Annotated in this window: 22 protein-coding genes; 16 read left to right on the top strand and 6 right to left on the bottom strand. The window is 39.3% G+C overall.

Annotated features, from left to right (window positions below; all coding sequences use genetic code 11):
• The first annotated feature begins 244 nt into the window (after positions 1-244).
• The 9 genes from WAO84_RS09215 (at position 245) to WAO84_RS09175 (ending at position 8,411) form a co-directional block, all read left to right on the top strand.
• Positions 245-1,648: an anthranilate synthase component I family protein gene (locus WAO84_RS09215; RefSeq protein WP_340065293.1), complete on the top strand. Its 1,404-nt coding sequence runs from the start codon at positions 245-247 to the stop codon at positions 1,646-1,648.
• A gap of 2 nt (positions 1,649-1,650) precedes the next feature.
• The gene (locus tag WAO84_RS09210) at positions 1,651-2,217 is read left to right on the top strand and encodes an anthranilate synthase component II (RefSeq protein ID WP_340065291.1); all 567 of its coding nucleotides are present in this window, start codon (positions 1,651-1,653) and stop codon (positions 2,215-2,217) included.
• A gap of 5 nt (positions 2,218-2,222) precedes the next feature.
• The gene (gene trpD / locus WAO84_RS09205) at positions 2,223-3,215 is read left to right on the top strand and encodes an anthranilate phosphoribosyltransferase (RefSeq protein ID WP_340065289.1); all 993 of its coding nucleotides are present in this window, start codon (positions 2,223-2,225) and stop codon (positions 3,213-3,215) included.
• A gap of 9 nt (positions 3,216-3,224) precedes the next feature.
• Positions 3,225-4,013 carry an indole-3-glycerol phosphate synthase TrpC gene (trpC, locus tag WAO84_RS09200; protein WP_340065331.1) on the top strand — a complete coding sequence of 263 codons (789 nt, stop codon included), beginning with the start codon at positions 3,225-3,227 and terminating at the stop codon, positions 4,011-4,013.
• The gene (locus WAO84_RS09195; RefSeq protein ID WP_340065287.1) at positions 4,010-4,663 is read left to right on the top strand and encodes a phosphoribosylanthranilate isomerase; all 654 of its coding nucleotides are present in this window, start codon (positions 4,010-4,012) and stop codon (positions 4,661-4,663) included. The genes trpC and WAO84_RS09195 overlap by 4 nt, the downstream gene beginning before the upstream one ends.
• 10 nt (positions 4,664-4,673) lie before the next feature.
• Positions 4,674-5,858, top strand: coding sequence for a tryptophan synthase subunit beta (gene trpB, locus WAO84_RS09190; protein WP_340065286.1), 1,185 nt, complete (start codon positions 4,674-4,676; stop codon positions 5,856-5,858).
• A 6-nt stretch (positions 5,859-5,864) separates the two neighbouring features.
• Positions 5,865-6,641, top strand: a complete 777-nt coding sequence (gene trpA, locus WAO84_RS09185) for a tryptophan synthase subunit alpha (RefSeq protein WP_340065284.1) — start codon at positions 5,865-5,867, stop codon at positions 6,639-6,641.
• Between the two features lie 56 nt (positions 6,642-6,697).
• Positions 6,698-8,203, top strand: a complete 1,506-nt coding sequence (locus WAO84_RS09180; RefSeq protein ID WP_340065283.1) for a M20/M25/M40 family metallo-hydrolase — start codon at positions 6,698-6,700, stop codon at positions 8,201-8,203.
• A 73-nt stretch (positions 8,204-8,276) separates the two neighbouring features.
• The gene (locus WAO84_RS09175; protein WP_340065282.1) at positions 8,277-8,411 is read left to right on the top strand and encodes a 30S ribosomal protein THX; all 135 of its coding nucleotides are present in this window, start codon (positions 8,277-8,279) and stop codon (positions 8,409-8,411) included.
• On the opposite strand, the gene WAO84_RS09170 is transcribed toward WAO84_RS09175, so the two are convergent.
• From WAO84_RS09170 to WAO84_RS09155, 4 genes are all read right to left on the bottom strand, one after another.
• On the bottom strand, positions 8,408-9,112 hold the full coding sequence (locus WAO84_RS09170; RefSeq protein WP_340065330.1) for a uracil-DNA glycosylase family protein: 705 nt from the start codon (positions 9,110-9,112) through the stop codon (positions 8,408-8,410). The two genes, WAO84_RS09175 and WAO84_RS09170, sit on opposite strands and share 4 nt — an antisense overlap.
• A 20-nt stretch (positions 9,113-9,132) precedes the next feature.
• Positions 9,133-9,894: a peroxide stress protein YaaA gene (gene yaaA, locus WAO84_RS09165; RefSeq protein ID WP_340065281.1), complete on the bottom strand. Its 762-nt coding sequence runs from the start codon at positions 9,892-9,894 to the stop codon at positions 9,133-9,135.
• 111 nt (positions 9,895-10,005) lie between these two features.
• On the bottom strand, positions 10,006-11,034 hold the full coding sequence (locus WAO84_RS09160) for an RluA family pseudouridine synthase (protein WP_340065280.1): 1,029 nt from the start codon (positions 11,032-11,034) through the stop codon (positions 10,006-10,008).
• A complete protein-coding gene (locus WAO84_RS09155) occupies positions 11,021-11,623 on the bottom strand; it encodes a PASTA domain-containing protein (protein WP_340065279.1) in 603 nt (200 codons plus the stop codon). The genes WAO84_RS09160 and WAO84_RS09155 overlap by 14 nt, the downstream gene beginning before the upstream one ends.
• A 100-nt stretch (positions 11,624-11,723) precedes the next feature.
• Between WAO84_RS09155 and WAO84_RS09150 the strand changes: the two genes are divergently transcribed.
• The 3 genes from WAO84_RS09150 (at position 11,724) to WAO84_RS09140 (ending at position 15,225) form a co-directional block, all read left to right on the top strand.
• Entirely contained in the window at positions 11,724-12,716 is a 993-nt protein-coding gene (locus WAO84_RS09150; protein ID WP_340065278.1) for a D-alanine--D-alanine ligase, read from the top strand.
• Positions 12,717-12,751: 35 nt separating this feature from the next.
• Entirely contained in the window at positions 12,752-13,216 is a 465-nt protein-coding gene (gene coaD / locus WAO84_RS09145) for a pantetheine-phosphate adenylyltransferase (protein ID WP_340065277.1), read from the top strand.
• A gap of 263 nt (positions 13,217-13,479) precedes the next feature.
• Positions 13,480-15,225, top strand: coding sequence for a M14 family metallopeptidase (locus WAO84_RS09140; protein WP_340065276.1), 1,746 nt, complete (start codon positions 13,480-13,482; stop codon positions 15,223-15,225).
• Here WAO84_RS09140 and WAO84_RS09135 read toward each other — a convergent pair.
• Positions 15,220-15,810 carry an NUDIX hydrolase gene (locus tag WAO84_RS09135; protein ID WP_340065274.1) on the bottom strand — a complete coding sequence of 197 codons (591 nt, stop codon included), beginning with the start codon at positions 15,808-15,810 and terminating at the stop codon, positions 15,220-15,222. The two genes, WAO84_RS09140 and WAO84_RS09135, sit on opposite strands and share 6 nt — an antisense overlap.
• A gap of 8 nt (positions 15,811-15,818) precedes the next feature.
• Between WAO84_RS09135 and pyrE the strand changes: the two genes are divergently transcribed.
• Both pyrE and WAO84_RS09125 read left to right on the top strand, forming a co-directional pair.
• On the top strand, positions 15,819-16,466 hold the full coding sequence (gene pyrE, locus WAO84_RS09130) for an orotate phosphoribosyltransferase (RefSeq protein ID WP_340065272.1): 648 nt from the start codon (positions 15,819-15,821) through the stop codon (positions 16,464-16,466).
• A 5-nt stretch (positions 16,467-16,471) separates the two neighbouring features.
• The gene (locus WAO84_RS09125; protein ID WP_340065270.1) at positions 16,472-16,873 is read left to right on the top strand and encodes an SRPBCC family protein; all 402 of its coding nucleotides are present in this window, start codon (positions 16,472-16,474) and stop codon (positions 16,871-16,873) included.
• Here the strand turns inward: WAO84_RS09125 and WAO84_RS09120 are convergent.
• Positions 16,867-17,598, bottom strand: a complete 732-nt coding sequence (locus WAO84_RS09120; RefSeq protein WP_340065269.1) for a biotin--[acetyl-CoA-carboxylase] ligase — start codon at positions 17,596-17,598, stop codon at positions 16,867-16,869. The two genes, WAO84_RS09125 and WAO84_RS09120, sit on opposite strands and share 7 nt — an antisense overlap.
• A gap of 97 nt (positions 17,599-17,695) precedes the next feature.
• Here WAO84_RS09120 and rsfS point away from each other — a divergent pair, with 97 nt between their 5' ends.
• Both rsfS and ftsH read left to right on the top strand, forming a co-directional pair.
• A complete protein-coding gene (gene rsfS / locus WAO84_RS09115; protein ID WP_340065267.1) occupies positions 17,696-18,067 on the top strand; it encodes a ribosome silencing factor in 372 nt (123 codons plus the stop codon).
• A gap of 15 nt (positions 18,068-18,082) precedes the next feature.
• A complete protein-coding gene (ftsH, locus tag WAO84_RS09110; RefSeq protein ID WP_340065265.1) occupies positions 18,083-20,020 on the top strand; it encodes an ATP-dependent zinc metalloprotease FtsH in 1,938 nt (645 codons plus the stop codon).
• Positions 20,021-20,030 lie beyond the last annotated feature (10 nt).

The raw sequence follows: 20,030 nt of genomic DNA, 5'->3' as shown, positions 1-20,030 counted from the left end.
ATATAAAATCCTTCATAATTAAATTATGAAGGATTTTTTTTGTGCATTATTTTTCCAAAGTATTTGAAAAAACCATTTTCATCTTTATATTTGATCCTGAAAATGAAAACAAACATTAAAAATATCTGGTGGTGGCCCTTACGAACTCAAATAATCGTGAGGTAACATTGCTTTATCCGTATATAGAGAAGGCTTGTCAATCACGACAAGCCTTTTTTTGTGCTCAAAAACCATCTTTACTGTTATGAAAGAAACGTTCCATTTAACAACACACTTTAAAAAAATACTGGCCGATACCATAACACCAGTAAGTATTTATTTGAAGATACGAGATCGTTTTCACAACTCCCTTTTATTGGAGAGTAGCGACTATCACGCCAATGACAACAGTTTTTCTTATGTATGTTGCAACCCCATTGCATATATTGAAGTAAAGAATGAAGAAATAGTACAGCAGTTTCCCAACGGTAATAAAACCCATACAAAAATTACCCGTGATACCTTCCTGCCCGATGTGATTTCTGGTTTTTCTAAAAAATTTACGACCGACGATCACAGCCTTAATTTCATTACGAACGGCCTTTTCGGATATATGTCCTATGATGCAGTTCGCTATTTTGAACAGATTCAACTTTCAAAAAAAGGAGAACATCTTCATATTCCCGATGTGTACTATGCCGTTTATCAAAACATTATTGCCATTGATCACAGCAAAAATCAGGCATACCTCTTTGCCCATTGTTATCAGAAAGAAAACAATCTGGAAGAGCTTGAACAGTTATTGAACATTAAGAATTTTGCTACCTATGGTTTTCAGAGAAAAGATGCTCCCGTTTCAAATTTAAGTGATAATGAATACCTAAAACATGTAGAGTTTGCCCGTGCTCATTGCCACAGAGGAGATGTCTTTCAACTGGTACTTTCAAGGCGTTTTTCACAATGTTTTAAAGGTGATGAGTTTAATGTTTACAGAGCGCTTCGTTCCATAAATCCGTCTCCTTACCTTTTTTATTTTGATTACGGTGACTTCAAGATCTTTGGAAGCTCTCCGGAAGCACAGTTAATTATTCAAAACGGATTGGCTGAGATACACCCTATTGCAGGTACTTTTAAACGCACCGGTAACGATCTGCAGGATGCTGAACTGGCTCGAAAACTATCAGCCGATCCTAAAGAAAATGCAGAACATGTTATGCTCGTAGATCTTGCCCGAAATGACCTGAGCAGGAACGGAGAAGATGTTCAGGTAGATACCTATAAAGAAATCCAGTTTTTCTCTCATGTTATTCACCTGGTGTCAAAAGTTACCTGTAAGATACAAAAAGACAAAAATCCCATGCAGGTAGTAGCCGATACCTTTCCGGCAGGAACCCTGAGTGGCGCTCCCAAACACAGAGCCATGCAACTTATAGAGAAGTATGAGACCTGCAGCCGTGATTTTTATGGAGGTGCTATCGGGTTTATGGGGTTTAACGGTGAGTTCAACCATGCCATCATGATACGCACTTTTTTGAGTAAAGATCATCAACTCCACTATCAGGCCGGGGCAGGACTAGTAGCAGAATCTAATCCTGAGAATGAATTGCAGGAAGTGTATAACAAATTAGGGGCCCTTAATAAAGCACTCGAACTCGCAGAAGAAATCTAATTATGAAAAAAGTACTCGTTATAGATAACTACGACAGTTTTACTTACAATCTGGTACATTACCTGGAAGATCTGGGCTGTGAAGTGATCGTTAAGCGTAATGACCAGCTGGATCTGGAAGAAATAGAACATTTTGATAAAATTGTACTTTCTCCCGGCCCCGGTATTCCTGATGAAGCCGGCCTTCTTAAATCTATTATCGAACGGTATGCCCCTACCAAAAGTATATTTGGTGTTTGTTTGGGTCAACAGGCTATTGCTGAAGTGTTTGGCGGAAAACTCATCAATCTCGATAAGGTGTATCACGGTGTGGCGACTCAGGTTAAAATTACTGCTAAAAAAGATCCTCTTTTTAAAGGCCTCGATCCAATTATAGAAGCCGGGCGTTACCATTCCTGGACTGTCGATCCTAACCTACCCGATTCACTGGAAGCTACTTCTTTTGATAACAACGGACATATTATGTCGCTAAGACATAAAGTCTATGACGTGACTTCGGTACAATATCATCCGGAATCTGTACTTACTCCCAATGGAAAACAAATACTTAAAAACTGGCTAAACTCCTGAAAACAATGAAAGAACTACTCAACCGGCTTATTAATCATGAAACCATATCAAAAGAAGAAGCCAGAAATGTACTGGTAGATATCTCTCATGGCATGTATAACAGTCATCAAATTGCTTCTTTTCTAACAGTATATATGATGCGTAGTATTACTGTGGAAGAACTGGAAGGTTTTAGAGATGCTCTTTTAGAACTTTGTGTTTCTGTTCCTTTTACTGATCATGAAACTATAGACCTTTGTGGTACCGGCGGAGATGGCAAGGATACTTTTAATATCTCTACCCTATCATCTTTTGTAACCGCAGGTGCGGGTATCCCAGTTACCAAACATGGTAATTATGGGGTTTCTTCCAAATGTGGTTCCAGTAATGTACTGGAATATCTGGGAGTCCGGTTCTCAAATGACCCTGGCTTTCTCGAAAAATGCCTCGAAAAAGCAGGCATCTGTATCCTGCATGCTCCTCTCTTCCATCCGGCTATGAAAAATGTGGCCCCTATACGTAAAGAACTCAAAGTAAAAACATTTTTCAATATGTTAGGCCCTATGGTAAATCCCGCTTTCCCTAAAAATCAGTTAGTAGGCGTGTTCAACCTTGAACTGGCCCGTATGTACGGATATCTGTATCAAAATACAGATAAAAATTTTACCGTTTTACATGCACTGGACGGGTACGATGAAATCTCTCTTACCGGTAATACAAAAACGATCACCAATCAAAGTGAGACCATCATAAGGCCCGAAGACTTTGGAGTGACTTCTGTAAAACCTCACGAAATTAGCGGTGGGAACGATATTAAACATTCGGCAGATATTTTTATAAAAGTACTCCGTGGAGAAGGTACCTCCGCTCAAAATAACGTGGTAAGCGCCAATGCCGGTATGGCTATTGCCACTGTAAAAAACACCTCATTTAAAGAGAGCTTTGAAATAGCTAAAGAAATATTACTCTCAGGAAAAGCTTTAGAAGCATTACAAACCTTGCAGAAGATCAGCGCCTAATTATATATGATGACAATACTTGAGAAAATAATACACGATAAGAAAAAAGAGGTAGCTCTTAAAAAACAAGTAGTACCGGTATCGCAACTGGAAACTTCCGCTCTTTTTGAAAGGCCTGTTCATTCCCTATCACAACGTATAAAAACGACTCCGGGAGGTATTATTGCAGAACACAAAAGGAGATCCCCCTCAAAATCAGTCATAAATCAACAACTCAATGTTTATGAGGTAGCTTCAGGTTATGAAAAAGCAGGGGTTAGCGGTATGTCTGTACTTACCGATGGTAAATACTTTGGGGGCTCGCTGGAAGATCTGCTTCTTGCCAGAGCCTCCTGTAAGCTTCCTCTATTACGAAAGGAATTCATTATAGATGAATATCAGCTTATTGAAGCTAAGGCCTATGGTGCAGATGCCGTACTGCTCATAGCAGCCGTTTTAAACTCACAACAGTTAAAAGCACTCTCAGAATGTGCCTTTGCCCTCGGTCTGGAGGTTCTTCTGGAAGTGCATAACCGTAAGGAACTGGATAAAGCTTTATCCCTTAACGTACCCATACTGGGTATAAACAATAGAGATCTTAAGACCTTCAAAGTGAGCCTGGAAACCAGCCGTAATCTGGCTGCTCTTATCCCGGATACTTTTATAAAGGTTTCCGAAAGCGGCATTCATTCGGCAGAGGCCATTCAACAACTGAAAAGCTATGGCTTTTCAGGGTTTTTAATAGGTGAAAACTTTATGAAAACCGAAGACCCTGGTAAAGAAGCGCATACATTTATACAGCAAATTACGAGAGCATGAAGATAAAAGTATGCGGTATGAAATATTCGCACAACATAAAAGAACTAGCTGCTTTATCCCCCGATTATATGGGTCATATATTTTGGAAGTCTTCAGCCAGAGCGATGGACAACCCCCCTTCTGAAGTATCTCCTGATACTGTAATAACAGGTGTTTTTGTTAATGCATCCATCCCGCAAATTGAGAAAAAAGTAAATAATTACAACCTTGGCGCCATACAATTACACGGTGATGAAACGCCTTTATTCTGTAGGCAACTAAAAGATGTTTTCCAAAAAACATCAGTTATCCCATTACTTATAAAAGTATTTGCCGTAGGAAATACTTTTAATTTTTCCGTGTTGTCAGAATATGAAGAGGTATGCGATTTTTTTCTTTTTGATGCCAAAGGCCTGCTTCCGGGTGGAAACGGACATACCTTTAACTGGTCATTATTACAAAAATACACATTAACCAAGCCCTATTTTCTAAGTGGAGGTATAGGCCCCGAGCATATAGAAGAACTCAAAACTTTTTTCAGCAACCCTGCGTCAAAATACTGCCATGCCCTAGATGTAAACAGCGGTTTTGAAAAATCTCCGGGATTAAAAGACATTGAAAAATTAAAACTATTTATTCAGGCTGTACGACAGCTGGAGCAAACGCATTAAACGAACCGTTATGAGATCATATCATGTAAACGAAAAAGGATATTACGGTACATTTGGAGGAGCTTATATTCCCGAAATGCTTTATCCCAATATAGAAGAACTGCAAAACTCCTATCTGAAAATATGGGAAGACCCTTCTTTTCAAAAAGAATTCAGACAGTTGTTAAAAGACTATGTAGGAAGACCTACACCTTTGTACTTTGCGGCCCGGCTTTCCCAAAAATACAGTACCCGCATTTATTTAAAAAGAGAAGATCTCTGCCATACCGGGGCACATAAAATTAACAATACCATAGGACAAATACTTCTTGCCAAAAGGCTTGGTAAAAGCCGTATCATAGCTGAGACCGGGGCTGGGCAACACGGTGTGGCCACAGCTACAGTATGTGCACTTATGGGCATAGAATGCGTGGTATATATGGGAGCCATAGATATTAAAAGACAGGCTCCTAATGTGGCCCGTATGAAAATGTTGGGAGCCGAAGTACGTCCTGCAAACTCAGGGAGCAAAACCCTTAAAGATGCTACAAACGAAGCTATACGCGACTGGATCAATAACCCGGTAAATACTCACTACATTATAGGCTCTGTAGTAGGGCCTCATCCTTATCCCGATATGGTAGCCCGTTTTCAAAGTATTATATCAGAAGAGATTATATCGCAACTTCTGGAAAAAGAAGGCTCAGAATACCCTGACCATCTTATAGCTTGTGTAGGAGGAGGAAGCAATGCCGCCGGCACATATTATCATTTTCTTGATAATCCCTCAGTAAACATCATTGCAGTAGAAGCCGCAGGAAAAGGCATTGATACAGGAAAGAGTGCAGCCACTTCGGCACTTGGCACCGAAGGTATTATTCACGGAAGCCGCACCCTGCTTATGCAAACTCATGACGGGCAAATCACCGAGCCGTATTCCATATCGGCAGGGTTAGATTATCCGGGAGTAGGCCCTATGCATGCCCACCTTTTTAGAACCAAAAGAGCCCAATTTATCTCTATTACAGATGAGGAAGCCATGACAGCCGGGCTTGAGCTTTCAAAACTGGAAGGGATTATTCCGGCTATTGAAACCTCGCATGCTTTTGCCGTATTAGAAAAACAGAACTTTAAGCCAACAGAAACCGTAATCATTAATCTTTCAGGGAGAGGTGATAAAGACCTTGACACCTATATAGATCACTTTAAACTTTAAAGGCCTATGAATCGCATACAACAAAAAATGGCAGAGAACAAAAAATTGATCTCCATCTATTTTACAGCAGGATACCCTCAACTAAATGATACGCTCCCTGTTTTAGAAAAACTACAGGAAAACGGCGCCGATCTTATTGAAATAGGACTTCCGTTTAGTGACCCTTTAGCTGACGGGCCTACCATACAGGAAAGCTCTGCCACAGCCCTTAAAAATGGAATGACCACACAAACCCTTTTCCATCAGTTAAAAGATGTTCGAAAAACCATTCATGTGCCTCTTGTAATTATGGCCTACTTCAATCCCATATTGCAATATGGGGTAGAGGAATTTTGCGAAAAATGCGCCGAAACAGGTATTGATGGGTTGATCATACCAGACCTTCCCGTAAACGTTTTTCATGAAAAGTACCAGTCACTATTTAAAAAACATGATCTCTATAATATGTTTTTAATTACTCCGCAAACCTCAGATGAAAGAATTAAGTACATTGATTCTGTGTCCGAAGGATTCATTTATATGGTGAGTAGTGCCAGTGTTACCGGTGCTAAAAAAAGTTTTGGGCCGGAACAGTTTGATTATTTTAAACGTATTGCTTCTATGAACCTTACTACACCACAACTGGTTGGTTTCGGCATTAGTAACCGGGAAACCTATGAACAGGCTACCCAATATGCCAAAGGTGCCATTATAGGATCTGCTTTTATAAAAACACTGGGAACGCAGGGAATCGATGGAATTCCATCTTTTTTGAAGCATTTACGAAGTACAGCCAACGTTTAGAATTAAGGAAAAATCCTTAGTTTTATGCGCAGGTTTAATACTTAAAAAACAAATCTATGAAAAGGATATTTTTCTTCATTGCACTCATAACTTGTGTTTTGCTTAACAGCCAGGAACAGGAGAAGAATATAAAAATGGAAGTTCGCAAAGCTGCTGAGAACCTTAAGCAACTGGTAGCCATTCCAAATGATGCTTCCGAGCATAGTGATATTATGCGAAACATCACCTGGCTTACAAAAGCGTTTAATGACCGCGGATTTAATTCTGCAGTGCTTGAAACAGAAGGAGAACCTCTGTTTTTTGCAGTAAAACCCATGATAGAAGGAGTCCCTACCGTTCTACTCTATATGCATCTGGACGGACAACCTGTTGATCCTTCCAAATGGGACCAGAGCAACCCATACGAAGTGGTCCTTAAAAAAGCAGAGGGAGATGAATGGGTACCGCTAGAATGGTCTGATCTGGATGAAGAAGTGAATTATGAGCATCGCCTTTTTGGAAGATCAGTAGCAGACGATAAAGGCCCTATTGTGATGTTACTGTCCGCTCTTGATCTTTTGCAAAAAGAGGGTAAAAAAATACCTTTCAATATAAAAGTAGTACTTGACGGTGAAGAGGAAAAAGGCAGTAAACCTCTGCCTGATGCTGTAAAAAAGTATCGTGAACTTTTTGCTTCCGATTTTTTGGTGATCACAGACGGCCCGGTGCATACTTCAGAAAAGCCAACACTGGTATTTGGATGTCGGGGTATTACCACTGTAAACATTACTACCTACGGGCCCTTAAAACCACAACATAGCGGGCATTACGGGAATTATGCTCCTAATCCCGCATTTCAGCTTTCACAATTACTCGCTTCCATGAAAGACATAGAGGGACGTGTACGTATTGAAGGATATTATGACGGTATTGAACTGGACGCAAAAGTTAAGGAAGTACTGGAGAGTGTACCCGATGATCCGGAAATGATTCATAAAAAACTGGCTATTAAAACACCTGAAAAAGTAGGCAACAGCTATCAAGAATCTTTACAGTACCCTTCGCTTAATGTACGCGGGCTATCATCGGGGTGGACAGGAGAGCAGGCACGAACCATAGTACCGGATAAAGCTACTGCCGCAATTGATATAAGACTTGTACCGGAAAGTGATGGAGTGCGCCTTAAAAAACTTGTAAAAAAACACATTGAAGATAAGGGATATTTTGTAACTGATAAGGAACCTACCCCGGATGAAAGAATGCAACACGACAGGATAGTAACCTTTTCAGAAAGTGCCGTTACACTCCCGTTCAGAACCGCCTTAGATAATCCCTATGCTATATGGATAGAACAAATACTGGAAAAAGCACATAATGAAAAACCGGTCAAAATAAGGATTATGGGAGGAACCGTTCCGGTGGCTGCCTTTATTAATGAGTTAAACATTCCGGCAGTCATAGTACCTATGGTAAATCCGGATAATAATCAGCATAGTCCTAATGAGAATTTAAAAATAAAGTATCTGGACTATGGCATAAAGACATTTTACCACATTTTACAAACTCCTTTGCAAGGTTTTTGACCCTTAAAAACCCAATACCCATACATACTATAAAAATTAGTATCTTAATGGCTAATTTCAAGCATATAGAACAATGGGAAAAGGAGATAAAAAAACAAGACGCGGAAAAATCATTATGGGGTCGTATGGGAGATTACGCCCTAAAAGAAAAAAATTCAGGATCAAACCTAAGCACGTAAAAGGAGAAGAAGTAAATCAAAATGGTTAATTTCTAAAAAAGGGCTCGTACTGCATCACTCTAAAGTCTATGGTAGAAAAAGTGGTGTCTTTCTTTTTTAAATGTTTGTAAAGAGGGATACTTCCAATAGCCCTGTTGGCCGAACCGGACGGAGCGGTAAGCGATATGGTCGTTATATATCGCTTTTTATCCTGCAAAGATTCTCTTTTTACAGCTTTGCGATGATCGCTTTCCAGCACAAACCTGTGAATTCTGGGTACTTCTGTATCTACAGGTTCCAAACGGCTCCCATTTTCCTTTAGGTGTTTCCTGAAAAAGTATTCAGGCCCATTCTTACTATTACCTCCTGTAAACAAGATTGTATCTATGGTTGAATAGCCACGAAGGTAAAACAAGAGGTTACGAAGAGTTACTTTTTCCATACCCAGATCGGAAGCATCTATTTTTTTTCGGTAACAACTCTCCACAATATCACAAATACCAATATCATGCTCTTCCAGGAAGTTTTTGCGTTGGCTTATGGCCTCTTTAGTATTGGCATAGATAAGGTTCAAACCAAAAATGCGGTCAAGCACCGGCCAGAGCAATCCGTCACGGCTGCCGTAACAAAAATTCACATCGCCTTCTTTAAGGTCCTGCAAAGAAAAACGTGGTGGAGGTAATGTACCCACAATAAGTTTTCTGGCATTTGGCGGAATAAAAGGTGCGTACGGGTGTTTATGGAAAAACAGAGAAGACACTACCTTGATACTTAGCGCACAAAAACGAGTTCATTCTCTTTGACACTGTGCTCTTCGCTGTATCGATACCCTTCATAATCAAACCCCTTAAGGTCTTCTATGGTCTGGGCTCCGGTATCAATAATAAATCTGACCATCATACCCCGGGCTTTTTTGGCAAAAAAGCTTATGGTTTTAAGTTTCCCATTTTTAAAATCTTTAAAAACAGGCGTAACCACAGGCACTTTAAGGTTTTTTGAATCTACCGCATCAAAATACTCATTACTGGCAAGATTAATAAAAAGTTCTCCTTCATTCAGTTCCGAATTAAGATGTGCCGTTATTTTTTTCTTCCAGAAATCATAAAGCGTGTTGTTACGCCCTACTTTTAATTTTGTTCCCATCTCAAGGCGATAAGGCTGCATAAGATCGAGAGGTTTTAAAACCCCGTACAAACCACTCAAAATTCGCAAACTATCCTGTAAACGGTTTAGTTTTTCTTTGGGTACGGTATAAGCATCAAGGCCGGTATATACGTCTCCATTAAAAGCATATACTGCCGGACGGGCATTTTCCGGGGTAAACGGCAGTGAAAACTCATGATTTCGTTTCCAGTTAAGATCAGCCAGCTTATCAGAAATGCTCATAAGCCCCGAAAGAGCCTTGGGAGACTTTTTGCGGAGAACCGTATTTAGTTTTTCAGCCTCTTCCAGAAAAACCGGCATTGAGTTCTGAGAAGTAGGTAGTGTGCTCTCATAATTCAGTGACTTAGCGGGTGATATTACAATTTTCATATACTTTGGAAATCAATTTTTTAAGATTATCAAAATTAGGAATCCCATCGCAAACAAACCGGCTTTACCCGTAAAAGTTCCTGATACTACTATTTGCTTTGTCAATACTGGTTATTGACCTGCATGCGTTGCATAGTTACGCCATTTTTCAATACAGGCGGTCATATCATCTGGTAGTTCAGAATCAAAACGAAGAAAGGTGCCGGTAACAGGGTGTTCAAAACCAAGTGTCTTGGCATGCAGCGCCTGCCTGGGAAGAACCTTAAAACAATTTTCTACAAATTGTTTGTATTTTGTAAAAGCAGTTCCTTTCAGTATCCGGTTCCCCCCATAACGCTCATCGTTAAATAGCGGATGCCCCATATACTTCATGTGTGCCCGTATTTGATGCGTACGTCCGGTTTCCAGGGTACAGGATATAAGCGTTACATACCCCAAACGTTCTATCACCTTATAGTGCGTCACTGCCTCTTTCCCCTGGCTGCTATCTTCAAAAACCGCCATCTGCAAACGGTTTTTCGGATGTCTCCCAATATGTCCTTTAATAGTACCTTCATCACTTTCTACATTGCCCCAAACCAATGCGGTATATGTACGTTTTGATGTTTTATTAAAAAACTGTCGGGCCAGATGGGTCATTGCCTTTTCGGTTTTTGCAACTACCAGCAACCCACTGGTATCTTTATCAATACGATGCACAAGGCCAGGCCTTTCATTGCTGTTAACCGGTAAATTTTGAAAGTGATATACAAGAGCGTTTATCAATGTTCCCGAATAATTACCGTGCCCGGGGTGAACCACCATACCTGCCGGCTTGTTAACCACCAAAAGTGCGTCATCTTCAAAAACCACATCCAGAGAGATATTCTCTGGTGTTAGCAGAAATTCATAAGGCGGATGTTCAAACAGAACTTTAACTTCATCATCAGGCTTTACCTTATAATTAGACTTTACAGCTACACCATTTACATAAATATTTCCGTTTTTAGCAGCCTGTTGTATTTTGTTTCGGGTGGCATTCTCAATAAAATTCATCAGGAATTTATCTACCCTTAAAGGCTCCTGACCTTTTCCCGCAGTAAAGCTGTAATGCTCATAAAGCTCATCTTCCTGCTCTATAGGGTCATCATGCGTCATCATTTTCTCCTTCATTTATATCATCATCAGGCATATAGGTATCGGTGTTGCCATTTCCACATACCAGTTCCACTTTAGATGTTTTAGTAAGTTGCGTGCCTTCGGTGATATTTTGCCCCTTGTGTTTTATATAATACACCATATCCTTTCCCAGTTCATCAATATAGGTAACTTTTTCTACTTCAAGACCTACTGCCCTCAGCATTGATTCGGCATTTCTGCGGGTTACCTGTATGACATTGGGCACGGTTACTTTTCTGTATCCCGAAGGATTAAGTGTAAGATATATTTTTCGATTTTCTTTTACTTTAGTTCCGGGAGCCGGATTTTGTTCAATTACTGAAAAACGAGGATATTTAGGATTAAATTCGGCAGAATCTAAAACCTCAAAACGCAGCGAAAGTTCCTCCAGGTCATTGTTCGCCTCAAATACCGTTTTTTTGGCAAGATCCGGCACTACAACAAAATCACCGTGATTCGTACTTATTTTGAGCCATTGTAAAATAAGGAAACCTATAACAATCACGGCAAGGATCGCAAAACCCAGTTGTTTTAAAAACAACTTGCTGAATATAAATTTAAACAAACTCATAGATTATGTTTGATTGGCAAAGATATAAAACCCAATACTTTTTACTTTACATTAAATAAATGATATTTTTGTTTAAACGTTTTTACAAGCCATTTCATATATGAGCAAAAAAATAGCTGTTCTTATGGGTGGGTATTCCAGTGAATACCAAATATCGCTTAAAAGTGGAAACACGGTATATAAACACCTAGACCGTAAAAAATATACTCCTTACAGAATACACATTCTTAAAGATAAATGGGTTTATGTTGATGATGATGAAAATGAATACCCTGTAAACAGGCATGATTTTAGTGTTACCACCGAAAAAGAACATATTGTTTTTGATGGTGCTTTTAATGCTATTCATGGCAGTCCCGGTGAAAACGGGTATTTACAGGCGTATTTTGACCTGTTGGGACTCCCGCAAACCAGTTGCGGTTTTTATCAGTCGGCCCTTACATTTAATAAACGAGATACCCTGGCCGTCTTAAAACCTTACGGAATTAAAACTGCCGTTTCTTATTATTTAAATCGTGGGGATAGTATTGATGAAAATGCTATCGTATCAAAAGTAGGGCTCCCCTGCTTTGTAAAAGCCAACAGATCAGGAAGCAGTTTTGGTATTAGCAAAGTTCATGAGAAAAGTGCTTTAAAAAAAGCTATTGAAAGGGCCTATAAAGAAGATGATGAAATTATTATTGAGTCTTTTCTCAATGGCAGAGAAGTATCTGTTGGTGTAATTACCTATCAGGGCAAAGTCATGGCTTTACCTATTACTGAGATCACTACCGACAATGATTTTTTTGATTATGAAGCGAAGTATTTAGGCCAATCTAAAGAAACAACTCCTGCCCTGTTACCCGAAGGATGGGCTGAAAAAGTAGCGGCATTGGCGGTTCGTATTTACACGCTTCTCAAGTTACAGGGGTTTTCCAGAAGTGAGTTTATCTTTGTAGATGGAGAGCCACACTTGTTGGAAATTAATACCGTACCCGGACTCACTGACACCAGTTTATTACCAAAACAGGCTGGCAAAGCCGGTATTTCCTTAACAGATCTTTTTGCAAATGCTATTGACACCGCCCTGAATAATTATAAAAAATTAAAATAAGTACGGTAAAATCAAACTGCATAAACTTTATTTGTATGAGAAGAGCATTATTTCCGGGATCTTTTGACCCCCTCACACTGGGTCATTATGACATTATCAAAAGGGGTATCCAGCTTTTTGATCAAGTGGTAGTTGCCATTGGGATTAATGCTTCCAAAAAATATATGTTTTCTTTAGAAGAGCGTAAAGCATTTATAGAAAATGCCTTTAATAATGAGCCCAAAGTAAAAGTAACTACCTATCAGGGGTTAACAGTCGATTTTTGCCGTGAGATCGATGCTGAGTTTATTTTAAGGGGGTTGCGCAATCCCGCAGATTTTGAATTTGAAAAAGCCATTGCACATACCAACAGAAAACTCTCCAGTATTGAAACAGTTTTTTTACTTACCGCTTCAGAAACCTCATATATCAGTTCTTCCATAGTAAGGGATGTTATTAGAAATGGAGGTGACTATACAAAATTAGTGCCTCATAGTGTTCGCGTATCAAAAGATTCCTAGCGAAGACCATAGGCCTATTATAACTATTTAACAAAACGCCAAAAAGATTGAATACTTTCCCCAACTACTGAAAAAACAGGAGACACGACCATTCTTTATAATACTAATCACTCTGAAGAGACAAACTCTGTAAACCAGATAACCAAAAAGGTTTTCTTAGGTCATTATCAAAAGTTACAATATCGCCATTGAAAATGATTATTTATAGCCAAACCGTTTTGTGATATTTTAAGTATGTTTGATATGAAAAAATACAGATGTTTATGAAGCGGTTTCTTTTTATACTACTTATAGCAGTAGCCTGTAAAAACCCTGAGCTTAAAAAAGAAGAAAGTTTCCCTACTCCTTTTGAAAAAAGCAATGGTAATCAAACCCCAGAGTATCGGGAAATTATTGATTTTTATATTGAACTTGCCAGAGAGTTTCCCGAAATAAATATACAAACCATGGGAACTACCGATAGTGGAAACCCATTACATATTGTAACTTTTAACGCAGACGGAGCTTTTAATTTTGCCAAACTACGGGAGAGAAATGCCATTGTACTTATAAATAACGGAATACACCCCGGAGAAAGTGACGGTATTGATGCTACTATGCAGTTGTTCAGGGATCTGGCCATACAGAAAATAAAACCTCCCAGAAGAACCGTTATTGTAACTATACCGGTATATAATATTGGAGGAGCCCTTGACAGAAACAGTTATACCCGAGCTAACCAAAACGGGCCTGAAGAGTATGGTTTTCGTGGTAATGCCAGAAATTATGACCTTAACAGAGACTTCATAAAGAGTGACACCCGTAATGCTTTCTCTTTTGCCGAAATATTTCATCTCGTTCAACCCGACTTTTTTATTGACAATCATGTAAGCAACGGTGCAGATTATCAATACACCCTCACTCACTTGTTTACACAACACAATAAACTTGGAGGCAAAATGGGCACCTATCTCAACAACAATCTTATGCCTGAGCTTACCGATTCTTTGGCAGCTAAAAATTGGGGTGTTACCCCCTACGTGAATGTACACAACAAAGTTCCCGAATCCGGATTTTCCAAATTTATGGATCATGCACGGTACTCGACCGGTTATACCGCACTTTGGAACACATTTGGTATGATGGTAGAAACCCATATGCTCAAGCCTTATAAAAAAAGAGTAAAAGGCACCTATGAGTTGATGAAGAGTGTGATTGCCATAACCGAAAAAAACAGAGATACTATTAAAAAATTAAAAGAAGAAGCCGTAAAAGCCTCAATGGCATCTTCCTTTTATCCCACTGCCTGGAAAGTAGATTCAACACAGGTATCCTATTTGAATTTCAAGGGCTATGAAGCAGATACCATAGTAAGTGAGGTAACAGGCTATCCCCGACTTTCATACGATCGATCGCGTCCTTTTACCAAAAAAATACCGTATTACAATCATTTTAAGGCAGGTAAGCATATCACAGTACCCGAAAGCTATATTGTTCCGGCAGGTTGGTATGAAGTAAGAAAAAGAATGGAAGCCAATGCAGTAGAGTTTACAGAGATCACCAAAGATACCTCCCTAATTGCCGAAGTGTATTACATAGAATCTTATAAAACCTTTCCATATCCTTATGAGGGCCATTACGGGCATTACAACACACAGGTAACCACTGTAAAAGACCGTGTTTTTTTGTGTAAAGGAGATATTGTAGTACCTACAGCACAACCAGCCATGAGATATATCATGGAAGCATTGGAGCCCGAAACTACTGATTCTTTTTTCAACTGGAACTTCTTTGATACGGTATTGCAACAAAAAGAAGGCTATTCGGCCTATGTTTTTGAAGATACCGCTTCAGAAATGCTGGCAAAAGACTCATTATTGCGAAAAGAATTTGAATTGAAAAAGGCAGAAGACCCTGTTTTTGCAGAAACCCCCCGAGCACAGTTGCAATGGTTATTTAAAAAATCGGTACACTACGAAAAGAAACATAACAGGTATCCCATATATCGCATTCCAAAGAAAAAGCTATAGTAAAGGGAAAAGCTCTTTTATGTTCTTATAAGAGTTTTTGAGCGCTTCGGCCGTTTCTTTCGAGTTCATCCATCGCACCTCTTTTATTCCCTCATTATGTTGCGGTACTAAGGGCCCTTTATACTTGGATCGCATGAGATACCAGTGCGTTTCTTTGAGTTTAAAGGTGCCATTACGCTTAAAAACATGATAAGTAGTTTGAAGAAATCTCTCAATACGCAAACCGCTTACCCCTGTTTCTTCTTCCACCTCACGTATTGACGCTTCTTCAATGGTCTCGCCTTTATCCATTTTTCCTTTCGGCAGATCCCATTTCCCGTTCCGTAAAATAAAAAGTGTGTCCTTATTTTTATTGATCACCAATCCGCCACCGGCAATTACCAGAGGTAATTTTGTTTGAAATTTAGATAAAAGATGTTCCGTATCAGAATCACAAAAATGAACCTCTTGTAATACCCCATTATACATTTTCCGGATCACTTCTTCTACTGGAGCCGTATCAAGCAGGTACAGCTTATGGTTTGCTTCCTCTGTAATTTCATTGGTTAAAATAATAGGGCGATCGTTAACAAAAACTTTATACATTTGCAATTATGATATTGGACAAGAACACCGCCAAAAAAACAGCAGAACTTCTTTTGCAAATTAATGCAATAAAGTTGAATCCCAAAAATCCATTTACATGGGCTTCCGGTTGGCAGTCACCTATCTATTGCGACAATCGTATTACCTTGTCTTTTCCTCCTATACGCAACTATCTGCGTGAACAAATGGCCAAACAAATAGAAAAGGAAATGGGTCGTCCCGATGTAATAGCAGGCGTGGCTACCGGAGCTATTGGTATTGGTATGCTGGTAGCAGAGTACATGGGTCTCCCCTTTGTATATGTGCGTCCTGAGCCCAAAAAACACGGGCGCGAAAACCAGATAGAAGGCTTTCTCGACCCGGGGCAAAACGTAGTGGTCATAGAAGACCTCATAAGTACAGGCAATAGCAGCCTTAAAGCCGTAGATGCCCTTAAAAACCAGGGAGCCCGCGTTAAGGGCATGATCGCTATTTTTACCTACGGATTTGATATTTCAAAAGAAAATTTTGAAAAACACAATATAAAACTATACACCCTTAGTGATTATGACCACCTGCTGGAGCAGGCCGTTGATACCCGATATATTGATGAAGCAGAGCTGGAAACACTCAATGCCTGGCGAACTTCACCTTCGGAATGGTCAATTGTACGTTAAGAATTATGCAGATAAAAAGTCCTAAAACCACCGTTCACAAATCTTCAGAAGAATTGTTCAATTTCCTTACCGATGTGAAAAACTTTGAAAAACTAATGCCCGACAGTATTAGTAAGTTTGAAGTACTGGAAGAGGGAAAATTTGTTTTTGCCCTGAAAGGCATGCCGGAGATCATCTTGAAACTAAAGGAATCCGATCCCTACCAAAAAGTAGTTTTGGGAGCTGCCAGTGATAAGATCCCATTTACCCTAACGGCAGACATCGGGGAAAAAGATGTTAAAGAAAGTGATGTAGAGCTTACGTTTGAAGGAGATTTTAACCCTATGATGGGGATGATGATCAAAGGTCCCATTACCAGCTTTATCAATACACTTGCTGAAAAAATGGGCCGGTTGACAGATCAGTAAAGTAATTTTACCTCTTTTAGGGCATATTCTTTCAGAATTTCATCTTCCAGCAATACTCTGAGTTTTCCATTTGGGCTTACTCCGGTAATGAAACCCATAAAATGCACATTAGTAGCCATATCTATGAATGTGGAAGGTTTGTCTTTTCTGAAAAGATAGCTTTCATATTCCTTCTTTAGTTGCTTTTGTCCGCTTTTGGTAAGATAGTTTTCATAGTGTTTCAATTTATCAATAATCACTTCCATCACCTCATCCGGGAAATACGACCTTCCCGTAAGCAATTTCATAGAAGTAGCATTAAAACGCTCGTCAAACTGGTTTTGATTTACATTGAGCCCAACACCTATTACGGCAGCATTCATAATATGCTGACGCAAAACCGTTTCGATCAAAATACCACATATTTTTTGATTTCCTGACAAAATGTCGTTTGGCCATTTAATTTTCACAGAAGGGATGACAAAGTATTCAAGAGCTTTTAAAATGGCGATTGATACTGCCATATTAAGATAAAACTGTGATGCCTTATTCACACCCTGCAATTGCTTAAAGACACTGAAAGTAAGGTTTTGACCAGGTTCTGCACTCCAGGTAGTACCCATTTGGCCACGCCCATGAGTTTGCTCCCGAGTAGTTACTATAGTATAATCAGGAAGTTCTTTTTGGCTACTTAAACCCTTTAAAAAAGTGTTTGTAGAATCAATGGCATCAAGTTTGATTATCATGTAAACGGTACAATGTTAGTTATTATCTAATCTTATGTTAATAACAAGGCGTAAAAAAACAAAAAAGTAATAACTTTGCGTAAAATAATTAAATTTAATGGCAATAAAAAAAAGTAGTGCAGATCAACTCATAACACTTATTTTAAAAGGGATTGAAGAAGTAAAAGGACATGACATAAGTATCCTGGATCTAAGAGAAATTGAGAATACGGTTTGCGACTATTTTATTATCTGCAACGGTACTTCCAACACTCAGGTTAACGCCATTGTAAACTCTATACAAAAAACAGTCAGCAAGGAACTTAAAGATAAGCCATGGCATGTTGAAGGGGCTAATAATGCAGAATGGGTATTGCTTGATTATGTGAACGTAGTGGTACACGTTTTCCAAAAGCACATCAGAGATTTCTATGATATTGAGGGTCTCTGGGGCGATGCAAAAGTTACTATGGTACCAACTAATTATTAATTTTTTATTCAAAGGATGAAAGAAAACAACCCAAATACAAAAAAACCAAGATTTGTTTCTTACTGGATATATGCCGTTATTCTTATTGTAATTATCGGTTTTCAGTTTTTTTCAGGGGGCAGTAGCTGGCAAAAACTCTCGCAAACCACCCCTTCCGAATTACAGGAGTTCCTGAAAAATGGAGACGTTGAAAAAATACTGATTATCACAAATACCAGAAATGCCAAAGTCTTTTTGAAAGATGAAGCATTGGAAAAAGATGTGCATAAGGATGTAAACAGTAAAACACTTTTACCATCAAATACAAAAGTACCGAATTACGAACTTAAATTCGGGGATCTTCAGAATTTTGAAAATGAGACCAAAAAAACAATCACAGACAATAACCTGGAAACTATTATAGAATACGATCAGGAGTCTAATTATTTTGCAGAGATTATTGGTTTCATTCTGCCGTTCCTATTAATCCTGGGGCTTTGGATATTTTTCATGAGAAGAATGTCTGGTGGAGGTTCTGGTGGTGCCGGAGCACAGATTTTCAATATCGGTAAATCAAAAGCGCGTCTTTTTGATGAAAAACTGGATACACGGGTTACTTTTAAAGATGTTGCCGGTCTTGAAGGAGCAAAAGAAGAAGTTGAAGAAATTGTAGAGTTTCTCAAAAACCCTGAAAAATATACCTCATTGGGAGGAAAAATACCTAAAGGTGCACTTTTGGTAGGCCCTCCCGGTACCGGTAAAACACTTCTGGCCAAAGCAGTAGCAGGTGAAGCTAAAGTACCTTTCTTTTCACTTTCCGGTTCAGATTTTGTAGAAATGTTTGTAGGTGTAGGAGCTTCACGGGTTCGTGACCTTTTCAAGCAGGCAAAAGACAAATCACCGGCAATCATATTTATTGATGAGATCGATGCTATAGGTCGTGCAAGAGGAAAGAACAATTTTACAGGCTCTAATGATGAGCGTGAAAACACTCTTAACCAGCTACTTACCGAAATGGATGGTTTTGGCACCAATACCAATGTAATTGTACTGGCTGCCACCAACCGCGCAGATATTCTGGATAAAGCACTTATGAGAGCCGGAAGGTTTGACCGTCAGATCTATGTAGATCTTCCCGATCTAAGGGAACGAAAAGAAATATTTGAAGTTCACCTGAGACCTATCAAAACCTCGGAAACATTAGACCTTGATTTCCTTGCAAAGCAAACACCCGGCTTTTCAGGAGCAGATATTGCAAATGTTTGTAATGAAGCGGCGTTGATAGCGGCACGAAACGGGAAAAAAGCCGTTGACCGTCAGGATTTCCTGGATGCTGTAGATCGTATTGTCGGCGGACTTGAGAAAAAGAACAAGATCATTACTCCGGAAGAGAAAAAAACCATTGCATATCACGAAGCGGGTCATGCTACCGTAAGCTGGATGCTCGAACATGCGGCTCCCCTGGTGAAAGTTACCATTGTTCCAAGAGGGCAATCATTAGGTGCTGCCTGGTACCTCCCCGAAGAACGCCTTATTGTAAGGCCTGAGCAAATGCTTGATGAAATGTGTGCTACCCTGGGAGGAAGAGCTGCAGAAAAAGTAATATTCAATAAAATATCTACAGGAGCACTCAGCGATCTGGAAAAAGTGACCAAACAGGCGCGTGCCATGGTTACCATATATGGTTTAAATGACAAAATAGGCAATCTAACTTATTACGATTCCAGTGGGCAAAACGATTACAGCTTTACAAAACCTTACAGTGAGGAAACAGCGCTTACCATCGATAAAGAAATATCTAGGATCATTGAAGAACAATATAAAAGAGCTTTGGCACTTCTAACCGAGCAAAAAGATAAACTTACGGAACTGGCCGAGCGGTTACTGGATAAAGAAGTGATCTTTAAAGACGATCTGGAAAAAATATTTGGGAAACGTCCCTTTGAAAAAGAAGAAGAAGTAATTGAAAAATAGGACTGCCTCC

Source organism: Ascidiimonas aurantiaca (assembly GCF_037646345.1).
Lineage (GTDB): Bacteria > Bacteroidota > Bacteroidia > Flavobacteriales > Flavobacteriaceae > Ascidiimonas > Ascidiimonas aurantiaca.
Note: the sequence above shows the minus strand (reverse complement) of the source record. Positions and strands in the feature narration are given on the sequence as shown.